We start from the raw sequence: 15,093 nt of genomic DNA on the forward strand, positions 1-15,093 counted from the left end.
TCCCACGACGCCGACCTCTACCGCGATCGCAACACCGTCGAACGCCTGATCAACAAGCTCAAGTCCTGGCGCGGACTGGCGACCCGCTACGACAAAACCCCCCGAAAGCTTCCTCGCGTGACTACACCTGAGAGGCACGATCATCTGGATCCGCAGCCTCCAACCCACCGAATAACGGCAACTCCGTACAGGCCCTAGGGCGCGTATCCAGTTGAGATCAACGGGTGCTCCGGCTGAGGTCTTTGATCCAGATCATCGCGGCGCGAAGATGAAGGCTGGCGAGGTAGCTCTCCGGGGGTCTTGTCGTATCTGGTGGCGATCCCTCGCCAGGCCTTGAGCCTGTTGATGCACCGCTCGACGGTGTTCCGTTCCTTGTAGAGGTCAACGTCGTGGCCGACGGGCCCGCCGCCCCCACTGCCTTTCCTCCTGCGGTCGGCGGCCTGATCCCGTTTCTCCGGGATGACGGCCTTGATACGACGTTTGCGCAGGTGGGCGCGGTTGCTGCGGGACGAGTAGGCCTTGTCCCCGGCGACCACGTAGGGCCCGGTGCGGGGACGTCCGACGGGGCCGTGGACCCGTACCTTCCCGAGGACGGGAACGAACTGCGGGCTGTCGGCGGCCTGTCCCGCGGTCGGGACGAACGCCAACGGCCGGCAGTTCCGGTCCGAGGCGAGGTGTAGCGACGACCTCATGACCGTCGTCGACTTCCTCGGCCGTGACGACTTCCCGGACCACTGGTGTGCAAACTGTGGCGGGTATGCGACACGGAGGCTCAAGGACACGCAACTCTCCTACTACCGCGCGGCACATCGGCTGCACACCATCACCCGGCAACTCGACCGTCGACGGCACCGACACCAGGATGTCGATTCCGACGTGATCAAGGCCTCGCTGGACGAACTCGCCGACTGGCGCCCCATGGGGGAGGCCAGTTGGTGGGGAGCCGACTCCTGGGTATGGACCCGGCTTGTGCAAGACCTCCGGACGCGCGTTGTACACGGTTCGGCATGAGGCACGGGTACAGCAGGGTCACGTGTTCCACAGCGCAGGAAGCAACCTCGCGTACGCGACACTCGACGGGCCCGACAATCTCACGCCACAGGGCCCGAACCGCACTTCCGGCAGCCTTGTCGGGATCGTCCATTCCCCACGCGGAACCACCGGGACCAAACGAACCCTCCGCACCAACCCTCAGCTTCTGTGGACCGGTTGTGGACCACACGTCATGCACGAAACACCGCGATATGCCAGAAAACGAACGCTGTATCGAGCATCGAAGTGCCTCTGACCTGCGGAAACACCTCGTCTCCTTGACTGGGGGTCAAGGGGTCGCAGGTTCAAATCCTGTCGTCCCGACGGTGTCAAAGAGGCGCTGACCATGGGCAAAAGCCCAGGTCAGCGCCTTTTGCTGGTTTAGACCATTGCACAGGCAGACGAACCAATCCCGGGTCGCCGTGGACCAGTTGTGGACCGAATGCGATTTCAGCGGCTTCTCTCGCCGAACTTCGAGCCAACAATATTGTCCGGTTGGCCCTATTGGTCGCTTATTTAGTCACTCTCCGACCCACTTTCATCACTTTTTGCTTTCGAGGAGCAGCTCCCCGGTAAGCCATTTGACCGCCAGTCAAGTGCGCTACAACCCGCAGCAGCCGCAGATCGGCGTCGGGCAAGGCCCTCCCCGCCCCGATGACCCGTGCCTGACGCCCGGAGCTGCCGGTTCGACATCAACTCCGGCGACGCCAAGAATCGTGGCCCCCCTTGCGGGGTTGCCCGGCCGCCCTTGGGGGCGGCAGCCGCAACGGCGTTGATTCGTAGGGGCTGGAACGCCTTCAGGCACGATGCCGGCCAGGCGGACATACGGCTATGTCGGCTGTCCGGTTGCGCCGGATGATCATGTCGGCGAGGACCGGTCTGGTCTGGGTTCCCTCGGTCCCGACATCTTGAATGAGGCAAGAGGTCCAGGCGGTTCTCGCTGGAGTCCACCAAGTCCTGAGCCGAGCAATCCGACATCGCTCGTATTTCCGCCGTCGCCGGGTCATCGGGCACGATGTCGAGGGGTTCGTTCCGCTTGCCGTGCGACCGGACGGGCAGGGTTGCGCCCGTGGTCAAGTTACCGGGGCGGAGCGTACAGGTCGGGTGGTGGCGCGCAGGCTGTCGAGAGCGGACCCCACACACGTGGGCCCGTACCTGGCCAGTGCCCACAAAGCAGTGCTCTTCGAAGCCTCGGTCCAAAGGTCCTCGGCGGCCGTCGGTGGGCGAAAGGCGTGGACGTTGAGGTGGCGCTTGGTGAAGGGGCGGCGGTCGAGGTAGCGCAGGCCGCCGGTGCCGCAAAGGTAGGTGTCGGCCTCGACAGCGGTGGTGAGGTCGGCCAGACGTGCCGAGCGGTCCGATGAAGCGGCGAGGTCGCTGCTGTGCACGATGGTGCCTTGCCAGTTCAGGACGTTCAGCAGGGCACGAGTGGTGGCCTCGGCCACGGCCGCTGTGCTGGCTGTCTCGGTGACGGTGTGGACGACGGGTTCGAGCGCGTCATGCAACAACTGCCAATAGGGGCCGGCGTGGTAGTACTGCGCGGGCATTTGGCCGAGGCGGCGGGCGGCCCGGTGCGGATCGGCGACTTGGGCATCGCGGATCAACGTTGCGCGGCCATGGGGCAGATGGGTTTCAACAGACAGCCATTGTCGCCGGTGCGGGTCGTCGAGTGCGGCGAGGCGGGCGCGATGCTGGTAATCGCGGCGGGCGAATTGGACGTCGTCGAGGACCACCCAGACGTCGGCCGCGTAGAGCTTCGCCAGGGTGGAGAGGCGGGGCAGGAGGTTGGGTTGATGGATCGCGCACGACCGTACCGGTCGTGCGTCGGGCGGCGCGGCACGGTCAGGCGGGCAGGAGCCAGCTGTCGTAGCCGCGGGCCCGAAGACGGTCGAAGGCATCGCGAACCCTTTCCGGGACGTGCTGCTCGATGGCGAAACCGCGCTTGGGGTACTCCATCACCCGCTCCATGTCACCCATGAGCATGTCGATGAACTGTTTGTCGTCGGCGTGTGTCTTGGCGTACTCGTCGAACGACAGCGGCTGGGAGACGCAGACCGGCTCCACTTCAGGCCACAGTTTGCGGCATGTCGCGTAGGCGCGGCGCTGCATGTAGGGCATGGAAATCAGCAGCACGGTGGTCACCGCGATGTCGGCGTTCTCCAGCACCTCGCGGGAGAAGCCGATGTTCTGGCCGGTGTTGGTGGCCTTCGGCTCGAGCAGGATCGCCTCGTCCGGCACGTCGAGGGAGAGCGCGTGCTCGCGGTAGTGGGTGGCCTCGCCTCGGGGGAACCGCTCGTTGGTGGCCGCGCTGGTGTCGCCGGTGAAGACCACGACGGGGAACATGCCCGCGTGATAAAGGTCGGCGGTGGCTGTGGCCACACCGAGGTCGAGGCTGCCGAGGGTGATCGCGGCGGAGCAGGGCCGCAGTTCGTGGCCCATCTGGTGGAAGTCCCAGACGACGCGGGCATCGGCGCGGTCCGCGTCGGTGATCGCGGTTCCATGGCGGTCTGTCACGTGTACTCCTTGCTGTGGCGAACGGTCTCGATGCTGCGTAGTTGGTGGTTCAGGCCGTATCGGCCGGCGACGTCCGACGCCCGGTCGAGCACGGTGTTCCCGGTGCCGCGTGTGCTCGGGTCGGTGAGCAGGATGTGGGCGTGCGCGGTGTCGATCTGGACGCGCTGGAGCGGGGAGTCGAAGCGACAGTTGCCGCGGGCGATGTCGATGTAGGACAGGGCCCGAGTGAGATCGCCGGCGCCGCGGTGGGCCAAGGCGAGCTTTTGCTGGGCAGTCGCCCAGTCCTCCGGTTCGTCCAGTTTTTCGAACCACTCGGTCGCCTGGTGCATGACGTCGATGGCGGACTCGTTGTGTCCATCCTTGGCCAGGGCCGTGCCGATCCACAGCAGGGCCCGGGCCCGGTCGGCGGAGCCGAGTCTTTCGTCGCCGGCCAGTTGCCGGTATCGGGTCGCCGCAGTGGTGTGGTGTCCCGTCATTTCGGTGACCACGACGAGGGAGAGTTCGATCTGCGCGACTCGGCGGGGGATGTCGAGCGCAGCGAACACGGCATGCGCGTCGGAGTAGAGCCGCGTGGCGGTCCTCAAGTCCTGAACGGTCCCTTGGAGACGCCGTAGGTCTGCGCACAGCACCAACGAGCGGCCATACAGGTACATGCCTCGACGGTCCAGCCGGTGAGGCTGCGCGCCAGTGAGCCGACGGTTCAGCAGGGTCGCGGCGAAGGCGAAGTCCTGGCGATCGAGGCACACCACGACCCGCTCCAGATCCTCCGTCCAGGCTTCGTGATCGACGATCGTCGGCGACGGTGTCGTGTGTGGTGGCCCACCGAGCGGGTCTTGGCCGAGGAACTGCTCGAAGCGGGCCTGTGCGGGGGCGTCGGCGCGGGCGAGGGCTGTGTCGAGGATGGCCTGCGTATCGGGCCAGGGGCAGGTCTCGGCGCCGAGCTTCTCCCATTTGGAGACAGTGCGGACGCCGACGCCGAGGTGCGCGGCGTAGGTACGCACGCTCATGCGCAGCGCCTGTCGCAGCAGGCCGGCCTCACGGCCGGTCCATCGTCGCACGCTCACCACCGGGCGCCTCCTTCCTGGCGCAATGGAAGCACGGACGGTGTTCGTGGGACCACGGAAGTGCCACGAAGGTGCAACGGCCGTTCATTCCCGAAGGGCTGCGGCTACATCAAGCTTGGAGAGGTTCGTCAGCCCGATCGGTTGATCCGCGTTCGGTTCGCTGAGTTCGGCCCAAGAACGCCGACTCGGGATCGAGCAGCTTGGACATGAGCCCGACGTCTCGGGCCGACGGCCGAGGAAGCCTGTGTGAAGTGCAGGCTCGATCCGCTCTGCGCACGGGCCTTCCTCGGCAGCACCGCCCACAATTCACCCTCGATGAAAGGGAGTTGGCATGAGCCCCGAAATCACGCACGTCACGGATGCGAGGCCGACGGCCTCGGACACGGCCGTGCTCGACGGCTTCGACCTCGATGTCTCGCTGGTCGAGGTGGCCGACGTCGCCGGCCTCGTCAGCGTGACGGACGACAACTGCGGTTCGACCTGCGGCGCCTGCACCACGAACGTGGCCTGACCGCAGACGCCTCACCACAGGCCGGTGTCTTCGCGCCCCACAGCACGAAGGCACCGGTCGCCCGTCCGAACCAGGAGGTTGCGATGGCTTCGAGCAGCGCGTTCCGTGCCGGTAAGTCCGCCCTCGTGCGGACGGTGGTCCGGCCGAGGCTTCCCATTCCTCCGTGTCCTGATCTTGGCGACCCGTTGCCTCACGGCGCGGCTGCCCAACTGGAGTGGCTGCGGCAGGTGTGGTCCGACGAGGACGCTGCCGAGGCGCTGGAACACGCCAGTCCTGCCCTCGCCTCCCAGGTACGCGCCTTGTGCTCATCCGGCGCCCCGGCTGCGCGTGACGTGCGCCGGGCCGCAGCCTCGGTGGCCCGCTACGTATTGCGTGCCGAGCACCGGCCCACTCCGTTCGGCCTGTTCGCCGGCGTTGCTCGGGCCACATTCGGCCCCCGGGCACGCACGGTATGGCGTGCGGATCACGCGGCCATCGCTCGCGCGGGCGCGGAGTGGCTGACCGCGGTGGTCGAGCGGCTGGAGTCGTGCCCCGAACTGCTGGAGCGCCTTGGGGTGGCCGTCAACAACACGGCGACCAGACGCGGTGATCGGCTCGTCGTGCCGTACAGGTCCGACACCGAACGCGACCGGAAGCGCGCTGTCGAGGCATCCATCGCCCTGACCGAACCGGTGCGATTGGTCCTGGAGGCGGCCCGTGAGCCAATCCGGGTCGGTGTCCTCGTGGACGAGCTGGCGGCGGACTTACCCGCCGCAGGTCCGGCGAAGGCGCAACGACTCGTGCAGGAGTTGATCCTGAACAAGGTTCTGATCACCAACCTGCACGCACCGAGCACCGAGACCGACGCTTTGGACCACCTGCTCGAACAGCTCTCCGCCGTGGATGCCGACACCGTGGTTCCGGTCGCCGAGACCATGCGCGAACTGCGCGCAGTGCAGGCCGACTTGCGTGTATGTCACTCCCGCAGCAGCCGGACTCACGCCGCCGCCCGAATGCGGGCTCTGGTCCCAGGTCTGCAACGCCACCCGCTGGCTCTCGACGTGCGCCTGGACGTCGACGTCGAACTGCCCGAGGAGGTTGCCCGCGAGATCGAGCGTGCCGCCGACGTCCTGACCCGGGTCAGCGCGCTGCCGTACGGCACCGCGGCGTGGAAGGCGTATCAGCGACGGTTCTACGAGCGGTACGGCATCGGCACGATGGTGCCGCTCAACGAAGTCGTCGCCGATAGCGGCATCGGATTCCCCGACGGCTATCCCGGCGCTTCGGCCGATGCGCAACGCTCTCGCCTCTCTGAACGAGACGACACGTTGGTGCGGTTGGCGCAGGTGGCCGCCCTCGACGGCCGCGACGAGGTACTGCTCACCGAGGAGTTGATCGAGGCCATGAGCCTGGGCTCCGGGCATCCCAGGGTGCCGCCACATCTGGAGATCGGCGTCCGCGTACACGCAACCGGCACCGAGGAGTTGAACCGCGGGCGGTTCCTCCTGGAGGTTGCGAGCGTGTCTCGCGGCGTCGGCGTCACCTCGGGGCGGTTCCTCGCAGTGCTGGCGCCCGAAGACCGAGAGTGCATGTCGAGGGAACTGGCCGACCTGCCGACCGCAGACGAAGGCACGATCCCCGCCCAATTGTCCTTCCCTCCGCTGTTGTCCACGAGCGCCCACGTCACCCGTACTCCGCAAGTCCTGCCCACCGTGATCAGCGTCCAGGAACACCGCCCATCGAGTGGTCACGTACTTACACCCGACGATTTGGCGGTGGCGTGCGACGGGCGCCGGATGTACCTGGCTGCTCCCAAGCGCGGCCACCGGATCGAGGCCGTGGGGATGCACGCCCTGAACCTCGCCACCCACACTCCCCCGCTGGTGCGGTTCCTCACCGAGCTGTCCCGCGCCCAATGCGCGCAAGTGACGGTGTTCCCATGGGGTGTGGCAGCGTCGATGCCGTTCCTACCCAGGGTCCGCTACGGGCGTACCGTGCTCGCCCCGGCACGGTGGCGATTGGACGCGGCCGAGCTGCCCGGCCACGACCGCGCCCAGGCCCATTGGGACAACGCATTCGAGGAGTGGCAGGTCAGGCGGCGGACGCCACGAAGAGTCGACCTGGCCGAAGGAGACCGCCGCCTGCGTCTCGACCTCGGCCAGGCCGCGCACCGAACACTGCTGCGCCGGCACCTCGACCGGGCCCGCCTCGCCGTGCTCGTCGAAGCTCCGGACGTCGACGCATACGGTTGGTGCGACGGTCGGGCGCACGAGGTCGTCGTACCGCTCAAGGCGACACACCCCCCGGCGTGGCCGCTCCTGCCATCCCCGGCTCCGGCCCGCACTCTCTCTCCGGCACAGGTCCAAACCCCAGGTGTCTCCTCGCTGCTGTTGGCCACCTTGTACGGCGACCTGCGACGTCAGGACGCGCTGCTCGGCCGGCACCTCTCGGTCCTGCTCGACCGACTCGGCAACCCGCCTTGGTGGTTCGTCCGATTCCGCGACCCCAACCATCACCTGCGCGTGCGCATCGCCCTCCCCAATCCCGAAGCTTTCGCCGATACCGCCCGCACGGTCGGTACCTGGGCCGACGAACTGCGCACCGCCGGACTGCTGTCGGACGTGCGCTTCCCCACCTCCTACCGCGAAATGGGCCGCTGGGGCTCCGGTTCCGCCTGGGACGCTGCCGAGGACGTCTTCCGCGCGGACTCGCGAGCCTTCCTCACCCAGCTCGCACAACCCCGGCGTCCGCATCACCGTGCGCTGGTGACCGCGCACAACGTCGCCATTGCCGGCTCGTTCCTGGGCAGCACCGAGGCCGGGATGCGATGGCTGATCAACCACATTCCGCCCACCGCGCCCGCTCCGGTACCGCGTTCGCAGTTCGCCGAGAGTCTACGACTGGCCGATCCGTCCGGAGACTGGGCGGCCCTGCGCGACATGCCCGGCGGGCAGGCCATCGTGGCGGCATGGGGCGACCGGGACGCGGCGCTCGCCGCCTATCGAGCGCACCTCCCCGGTCCGGATACCCAGGGCATCCGCCTGGACGACGTCCTGTCCTCCCTGATGCACGTGCACTTCGTTCGCCATCTGGCGGTCGACTTCCCCGAGGAAGAGATCTGCCTGTACCTCACACGGGCCGCCGCCCTGGCCTGGACGGCCCGGAGGACACGGTGACCCACCGCCTCGCGCTCACGATGGCGGACGCCCTCGCGGACGTCCTGGCCCACCCCGACACCGCCCCCGTACCTCTGCGCACGACAACCATCGACCGGCAGCAGCTCGCCTACGGACCTCTGGGGATCGCTCTGCTCCACATCGAACGAGCGGCAGCCGGACGAGGCCCGTGGCAACGCGCCCACGCCTGGCTCACCACCGCCACCCGACAGCCCTTCACCAGCGGTCCTGACACCCACCCCTTCTACGGAGCCCCCGCTCTTGCCCACACCGTTGCCTGCGCCGCCGCACACCGGCCCGGCGCCTTTCAGCGCGCCTTGGACACCCTCGACGCGCAGATCACCACCGACGTTCGCCGTCGTCTCGACACCGCACACCGTCGTATCGACGCCGGAGACCTGCCGCAACCAGCGGAGTACGACGTGATCCGTGGACTCACCGGCTACGGCGCGTACCTTCTGCGACGCGACCCCTCCGGCTCCACCGTGCGCTCGGTCCTCGACTACTGCGTACGTCTCACCCGACCGGTCACCCACGACGGCGAAACCCTGCCCGGGTGGTGGACGCCGACCGGGCCCTCCGGGCGACCGGACGAGCGGTTCCCGGGCGGGCACGCCAACAGCGGTCTCGCGCACGGAATCGGCGGCGTGCTCGCTTTGTTGGCCCTCGCCGCCCGGAAGGGCATCCTCGTCGATGGTCATCGCGACGCCGTGCGCACCATCCAGTCGTGGCTGGACCGCTGGCACGAGAAGACCTGCTCCGGGGTCGACTGGCCGTACTGGGTCACCCGCGTCGAGCTCCACGTCGGGCGCCTCGCCACGTCCGCTCCGCGCCGCCCCTCGTGGTGTTACGGCACCGCCGGCCTCGCCCGTGCCCAGCAACTCGCCGCCCTTGCGCTCGGTGACACCGACCGCCAAGTCCGGGCGGAGAACGCGTTCGTGGCCGCCCTCACCGATCCCGCCCGGCTCAATGCGACGAGCGGCAACGGCATGTGCCATGGCTTCGCCGGCCTCGCCCACCTCGCCGCTCGGATCGCCGAAGACGCGCATCCCACGACGAGCGGCCGACTCCACGCCGCGATACCAGAACTGCTGCACGCGGTCTGCCCGCCAGGCACCCACCCGGACCAGTGTGCGAGAGCAGTTGTGCAGGACGAAAAGGCCGGGCCGGGATTCCTCGACGGCGCTGCCGGAATCTCCCTGGCGCTCCTTGCCCCCGCCACCAGCACGCCGCCCCGCTCGGGCTGGGACACGTGTCTGCTCATCGCCTGATCCACCGATCGAAGGATTCGCGCCCATGGCCCCACCTCGCTGGCACCAGCACAACGTCACCTTTGCCGACCGCGAGAGCAGCCGGCGCGCCATCAGCGAACGCCTCGGTCCCGCGCTGTTGGCGGCAGAGGAGGCCGAGCAACTCGACACCTGGTGGTTCATGAACAAGCAGCCCTGGCCCCTGCGGTACCGCGCCGTCCGGCCCTCCCCGATAGTCGAGTCCGTGCTCGACGACCTCGTCGAAGACGGCACCGTACGGTCGCGACCAGTCGGCATCTACGAGCCCGAAACCCTTGCCTTCGGCGGCGCCCACGCCATGAACACCGCCCACGACCTCTTCCACGCGGACAGCCGGCACCTGCTCGCCTACTGTCCCGGCCCGGGGCAGCTCGGCCGCCCGGAGAGCGTCGTCCTCCTGATCAGCGCCCTGATGCGTGGTGCCGACCTGGACTGGTTCGAGCAGGGCGACGTCTGGGCAAAGGCCGCCGCGCTGCGGCCGGCTACCGAACCCCTCACTCCCGCGCGGTCCGCCGTCCTGATACCGGCGATGCGCACGTTGACGACGGTCGACACTCGCGCCCTGAGTCGTCCGGGCGGCCCGCTCGACGGGCACGCCGAGTGGGTGGACGCCTTCGAACGGACCGGTACGACGCTCGCCCATCTCGCCACAACCGGCGGGCTCTCGCGCGGTCTGCGCGCCGTCATCGCCCACCACGTGATCTTCCACGCCAACCGCGCAGGTCTCTCCCCAGGCGACCAAAGCGCCCTGTTCACCATCGCACGAGAGGCAGTCATGGGATCGCCCGACAACACCCCGACGTTCACCGACGGAACACCCGAAGTCACTGGCCTCGGGGCGTTTGAAACCGCCACGATTACCACATTCAAGGCGAAGGCCACACGGCTCCGGCACGCCTTGGTCGACCAGATCCGCGAGTCCGGGTACGCACGCGCGCACGACGTCGAAACCGCGCTGCGCACCGTGCCCCGCCACCTGTTCGTCCCCGACGCTCCCCTCGAAGACGCGTACGCCAACGCGCCGGTCGACATCAAGTACGGCCCTGACGGCGCGTCGATCTCCTGCGCCTCACAGCCCGGAGTCGTCGCGCTCATGTTGGACCAGTTGGAGGCCCGGCCCGGGGAACGCATCCTCGAACTCGGTGCCGGCACCGGCTACAACGCGGCTCTCCTCGCCCACCTGGTCGGCGAGACCGGCCACGTCACCACCATCGACGTCGACGACGACCTCGTGGAAGGAGCCCGCGTCCACCTGGCCACCGCCGGAATCACCAACGTGGAAGCGTTGACCCGCGACGGCGCGCTCGGGCACGCCGCAGGTGCGCCGTTCGATCGGATCATCGCCACCGTCGGCGCGCACGGCGTACCTCACGCGTGGCTCGACCAACTCGCCCCCGGCGGACGGCTCGTCGTGCCCCAGCGCCTCAAGGGCAGCGTGTCCCGCTCCATCGCCTACGAGCAGCGCGACGGCCGTTGGACCAGCGTCAGCAGCAGGATGAACACCTTCATGCCGCTGCGCAGGGGCATCGCCGACGACGACCGCCGCGTCATTCCCCTCGGCTTCGGCGGTGCGGTACGCCTCCAAGCCCCTGCCGGGCAGCCCATCGACGCCGAGGCCCTGGCCGGAGTCCTGGACCAGCCGCGCACCGAGGAGTGGACCGGCATGCTGGTCCGCGCGATGGAATCCCCCGAGTGGATGGAGCTGTTCGTCTCCTGTTCCCTCCCCGACGGCCTGTTTCGGATGCTGTTCCCCAAAGACGCCATGGGCAGCGTCCTGTCCGAGGACCCCTACCCTTCGTCCACCGCGGCCGTCGACAAGGGCGCCCTCACCTACCTCGCCCGGCGCCCGTCGCAGGAGAAGACCCCCGAGGGCGGCAAGCTCTGGGAGTTCGGCGTCATCGGCCACGGGCCCGGCAGCGACGAGCTCGCCGCGAACGTCGCCGAGACGATCCGCACCTGGGACCGCACCTACCGGGGGCGCGAAGCGTCCTTCGAAATCCGGCGCCTCGACGCACCCGCGATCGAGCAGCGCCCAGGGCTCTTCTGCATCGACACCCCACTGAACCGCATCATCGTCGACTGGCGATGACACGGGCTCGGACGTGATGGCGGTGGGGCCCGCGGACAAGCCGCCGGGCCCCACCGTCCCGCGCTCTCATCACCGCCTACAGAGGGGACACATGGACCCGAACGGCCCGACAGCACGGCGCTTCCCACTCGTTGCCCGGTTCCGGCCCGCCTGTCTGCCGCTGCCCGCCCGCGTGGGCGCACTGGTCGACCTGGCCCACAGGGCGGCAGAACGAAACGACCAAGGGTTGGCCTCCGCCTTCTACAACCAGTCCGCGCTCCTCGCCTCCGATCTCGGCCGCCCCGACCTGGCCCGGAGAATGTGCCACCGGCACGCCGACGCGTTTCTGAGGATGTGCCCACTGCCCGCCGCGAGTGCCATCCGAGGGCTGGAGCCCTTGGTCAACTGCGTTCGCCTGCAAATCCGCGCCGGCCACACCGACTACGGCCGCCGACGCCTCCTCGACCTGTACGAAGCCGTCGGCGCCGGGGTCGGCGTTGCCGTCGAAGGCATCACCGTGCCTGCCGACCTCACCCGAACCGTCGAGGACCGGCAGGAAGTCCGCGCGTGGTTGTGGCGTGTCCTCCTCACCGACGGCACGCGCGCCCTCACCACCGCAGGCCGCTGGCGTGAGGCCCTGGCGCACGTCCAACAGCATCGGGGCGTGGGCACACGGATGCTCGACGGACGCCAAGTCGCCGTCGTCGCGGCCCTCACCGATGACGATACGGAGCAGGCCGCGCGACTGCTCGCGGGCACGGCGCCTGGTGATCCGTGGGAGCAGGCGGTGACCGGCTGCCTGACCGCCCTCTGCCGTCGCGACGCGGGCCGGGACGTCGACGCCTCCCCGGCCGTTGTGGTGAACGCCTACTTGAGCCACGACCCCGACCCGGGGCTGACCCTCTTCGACATACGCCTCGGCCTCACCGCGCTCAATGCGGTCGCATCCATCGAGCAACCGGAAGGCCGCCGCCTGGTTGACGCTCTGCTCCACCGCACCACGGAAACGCAAGACGGCTACGCAGCCCGCGAGTTACTGGCCGACCATCTGTTCATCGCAGCCGTCACCGATCGCCAAACCCAGGAGTGCAAGAACCTGGTGCGTGCCTGTGGTCTCGACACAGGCGTCATACCGGAGGAACATCTCGACGGCCTCACCGCCGGCTTGAACTCCAGCGAAGGGGTCATCACCCGCTCTCTGACCGCGCGTCACCGTGACCTTCTCCTGGACGGATGAGATCGCGTAACAACGAGCGTTCGTCCGTCGAGTGAAGGGCTTTCCGTGGATTACGCCGCGTCCCCGCTCGTTCGCGACGACACACCGCAGGAGTCCCAAGTCTCCTGGTTGGCCGTACGTGGACACCTCAATGCGCAGCGGTTCGCCCTCACGGACGAAGTCCTCAGCGAGGCGGACGAACAGACCCGTCGATTGCGACTGCTCACCCGGCCTGGCTGGATCGCGAACGAGCCCGTGCCGCTGGAGACGGTGCGCCTGCTCCGCGACCCGGCGCCGCGTGGTCGTCCCGGACTGGACGGCACCGAGGCCGAGTTGGATGGTGTACGGCCGCGTCGTGACGACGGGACGACGATTCTGCGTTACTCCGAGGCCGTCGCCGAGTTGGCGCCGCCGCGCCTGTTCGAGAACCGCTCCTGTTACCGCCTGCTGGAGGTGGACACGGCTTCCGGATCACCCACGCTCACGTTCGGGTCGAGCAGCTACTTCGCAGGAGTGATCGACGTCTGCGAGGCGGCGGCCCACGAGTTCGCCGCAGCCTCCATATCGGCACCCTCCCGCGTGGGGACGCCGTTTCGGGATGCACTGGGCGACTCGACCGACCTGGCGCGTCGGCCCGTGACGACGGCGATCAGTACGTTGACGATTCGCCTCGACCGTCGGACGGTCGACGCCCAGTTCCTGGTGCACTGGCGCGACCCCGCCAAAGTCGCGAGCGGAGGCGGTCTCCACCAGGTCATGCCCGTTGGCGTGTTCCAGCCCTCCGACGACGCGACCTGGAACAAGGACAACGACTTCGACCTCTGGAAGGCCATCACGCGTGAACTCGCGGAGGAACTTCTCGGCAGGGCCGAGGACTACGGCAGCGACAAGGCTCCCATCGACTACCCGACGTGGCCCTTCTACGCCGACCTCACCCGAGCCCGCGACGATGGCCGGGTCGGGGCGTTCTGGCTGGGCCTGGGCATGGACCCTCTCACCTTCGTGACCGACATGCTGACCGCAGTCGTGATCGACGCCGACCTCTTCGACGACATGTTCGCGCAGGGGTCCCCTCGCAACAGCGAAGGACACGTGGTGCGGGTCGAGGACGGCACGGGCGCCGGCCTGGGCACGCCGTTCACCGAGCACCACGTCGAACGACTTCTGCATCGGGAGAGAATGCGGCCGGCCGGGGCCGCGCCGCTGGGCCTCGCCTGGTCCCACCGCAAACGGCTCCTGGGCAACTGACAGGCGTCGCTCCTCCACGACGACACCGAGAACGGTTGCGCGCCCCGCGCAGATCAAGACCGACCTGTGTGATCCTGCCGTCCGGTCCGAACATCCGGGTGCGGGTCGGTTGTATCTGGCCCGGGTACGCGGAACAACACGTCTCCCGCCGTAGTTGCTTCCGGGTACGAAGTTGCCGAGTGGTTGGAGGGGCATGCCGACTGGTGTCGCGGTGTGGCGGATGGACGGGGACGGCGCGCAGCGTTTGCAGCCCGCGATGATGCCGTTGGAGCAGGACCTCGAAGCAGTGATAGAGACGGACCCGGACATCCTCGGGGAGCGGTTGCTGGTGATCGGTCGTCAGGTGCGCACCACGCACGGCGGAGTGGTGGACCTGCTCGCGGTCGACGGCGAGGGCTCCGTCCACGTGATCGAGTTGAAGCGCGACCGCGGCGCCCGCGAAGTGGTCGCCCAGGTCTTGGACTACGCGTCATGGGTCTCGACCGTGTCGCACGCGGAGATCCTGCGAATCTTCGCGGACTACACCGAAGTGCCGGAGACTTTCGAGGCGGCCTTCGAGCGCCGGTTCGGCATCGGCGCCCCGCAGGAGTTGAACACCGCCCACCGCCTCACGGTGGTCGCGGCCCGCCTGGACGACGCCACCGAACGGATCCTGACCTACCTGGGCGACCTGGGCGTGCCGATCAACGCGGCGGCGTTCGAGTACTACGAGGACCGCGGCTCCCGCTACCTCGCCCGGACGATGCTCCGCGACGACACCGGGATGGAGACCGCTCCCCGAGCGCGCACGACCGCCACTCGTGAGCCGTGGAGCGGCGAGGACTGGTACTCCGCGCTGGGCGAGGACGGCACCCGCTCGTGGGACGACGGACGCCGGTTCGGCTTCGTCAGCGCCGGGGGCGGCACCTGGTTCTCGCAGGGATTGCGTCGACCCCGAATCGGCCACCGTGTGCACGTCTACATCCCGCGCGTCGGATACGTGGGGGTCGGCGAAGTCGC

Annotated in this window: 11 protein-coding genes and 2 pseudogenes; 9 read left to right on the forward strand and 4 right to left on the reverse strand. The window is 68.5% G+C overall.

Annotated features, from left to right (window positions below; genetic code table 11):
• Positions 1 to 121: pseudogene (locus GT354_RS26850) on the forward strand (IS5/IS1182 family transposase); the annotation flags it as partial.
• A gap of 96 nt (positions 122 to 217) precedes the next feature.
• Here GT354_RS26850 and GT354_RS26855 read toward each other — a convergent pair.
• Positions 218 to 686: pseudogene (locus tag GT354_RS26855) on the reverse strand (IS5 family transposase); the annotation flags it as partial.
• A gap of 4 nt (positions 687 to 690) precedes the next feature.
• Here GT354_RS26855 and GT354_RS26860 point away from each other — a divergent pair.
• Positions 691 to 1,011, forward strand: coding sequence for a hypothetical protein (locus GT354_RS26860; RefSeq protein WP_161358950.1), 321 nt, complete (start codon positions 691 to 693; stop codon positions 1,009 to 1,011).
• Positions 1,012 to 2,105: 1,094 nt separating this feature from the next.
• Here GT354_RS26860 and GT354_RS26865 read toward each other — a convergent pair.
• The 3 genes from GT354_RS26865 to GT354_RS26875 are packed head-to-tail and all read right to left on the reverse strand — an operon-like array spanning position 2,106 to position 4,610.
• Positions 2,106 to 2,828 carry a WbqC family protein gene (locus GT354_RS26865; RefSeq protein WP_346012187.1) on the reverse strand — a complete coding sequence of 241 codons (723 nt, stop codon included), beginning with the start codon at positions 2,826 to 2,828 and terminating at the stop codon, positions 2,106 to 2,108.
• A 43-nt stretch (positions 2,829 to 2,871) separates the two neighbouring features.
• On the reverse strand, positions 2,872 to 3,543 hold the full coding sequence (locus tag GT354_RS26870) for a YdcF family protein (protein ID WP_161358953.1): 672 nt from the start codon (positions 3,541 to 3,543) through the stop codon (positions 2,872 to 2,874).
• Positions 3,540 to 4,610: a hypothetical protein gene (locus GT354_RS26875; RefSeq protein ID WP_161358954.1), complete on the reverse strand. Its 1,071-nt coding sequence runs from the start codon at positions 4,608 to 4,610 to the stop codon at positions 3,540 to 3,542. Before GT354_RS26875 ends, GT354_RS26870 begins: the two co-directional genes overlap by 4 nt.
• Before the next feature lie 328 nt (positions 4,611 to 4,938).
• Here GT354_RS26875 and GT354_RS26880 point away from each other — a divergent pair, with 328 nt between their 5' ends.
• The 7 genes from GT354_RS26880 to GT354_RS26910 all read left to right on the forward strand — a co-directional run.
• Positions 4,939 to 5,118: an FxLD family lanthipeptide gene (locus GT354_RS26880; protein WP_161358955.1), complete on the forward strand. Its 180-nt coding sequence runs from the start codon at positions 4,939 to 4,941 to the stop codon at positions 5,116 to 5,118.
• A gap of 209 nt (positions 5,119 to 5,327) precedes the next feature.
• A complete protein-coding gene (locus GT354_RS26885; protein ID WP_161358960.1) occupies positions 5,328 to 8,273 on the forward strand; it encodes a lantibiotic dehydratase in 2,946 nt (981 codons plus the stop codon).
• Positions 8,270 to 9,544 (forward strand): lanthionine synthetase C family protein, encoded by a 1,275-nt coding sequence (locus GT354_RS26890; protein ID WP_161358956.1) that lies wholly within the window; start codon positions 8,270 to 8,272, stop codon positions 9,542 to 9,544. Before GT354_RS26885 ends, GT354_RS26890 begins: the two co-directional genes overlap by 4 nt.
• A gap of 25 nt (positions 9,545 to 9,569) precedes the next feature.
• Positions 9,570 to 11,651 (forward strand): methyltransferase, FxLD system, encoded by a 2,082-nt coding sequence (gene fxlM, locus GT354_RS26895; RefSeq protein WP_161358957.1) that lies wholly within the window; start codon positions 9,570 to 9,572, stop codon positions 11,649 to 11,651.
• A gap of 91 nt (positions 11,652 to 11,742) precedes the next feature.
• Positions 11,743 to 12,867, forward strand: coding sequence for a hypothetical protein (locus tag GT354_RS26900; RefSeq protein ID WP_202512336.1), 1,125 nt, complete (start codon positions 11,743 to 11,745; stop codon positions 12,865 to 12,867).
• Positions 12,868 to 12,912: 45 nt separating this feature from the next.
• The gene (locus GT354_RS26905) at positions 12,913 to 14,094 is read left to right on the forward strand and encodes a transcriptional regulator (protein ID WP_161358958.1); all 1,182 of its coding nucleotides are present in this window, start codon (positions 12,913 to 12,915) and stop codon (positions 14,092 to 14,094) included.
• A gap of 193 nt (positions 14,095 to 14,287) precedes the next feature.
• On the forward strand, positions 14,288 to 15,093 hold an 806-nt coding region (locus GT354_RS26910), incomplete at its 3' end, for an endonuclease NucS domain-containing protein (protein ID WP_161358959.1).

Source organism: Streptomyces sp. SID3343, assembly GCF_009865215.1.
In the GTDB taxonomy this organism is placed as follows: Bacteria; Actinomycetota; Actinomycetes; order Streptomycetales; family Streptomycetaceae; genus Embleya.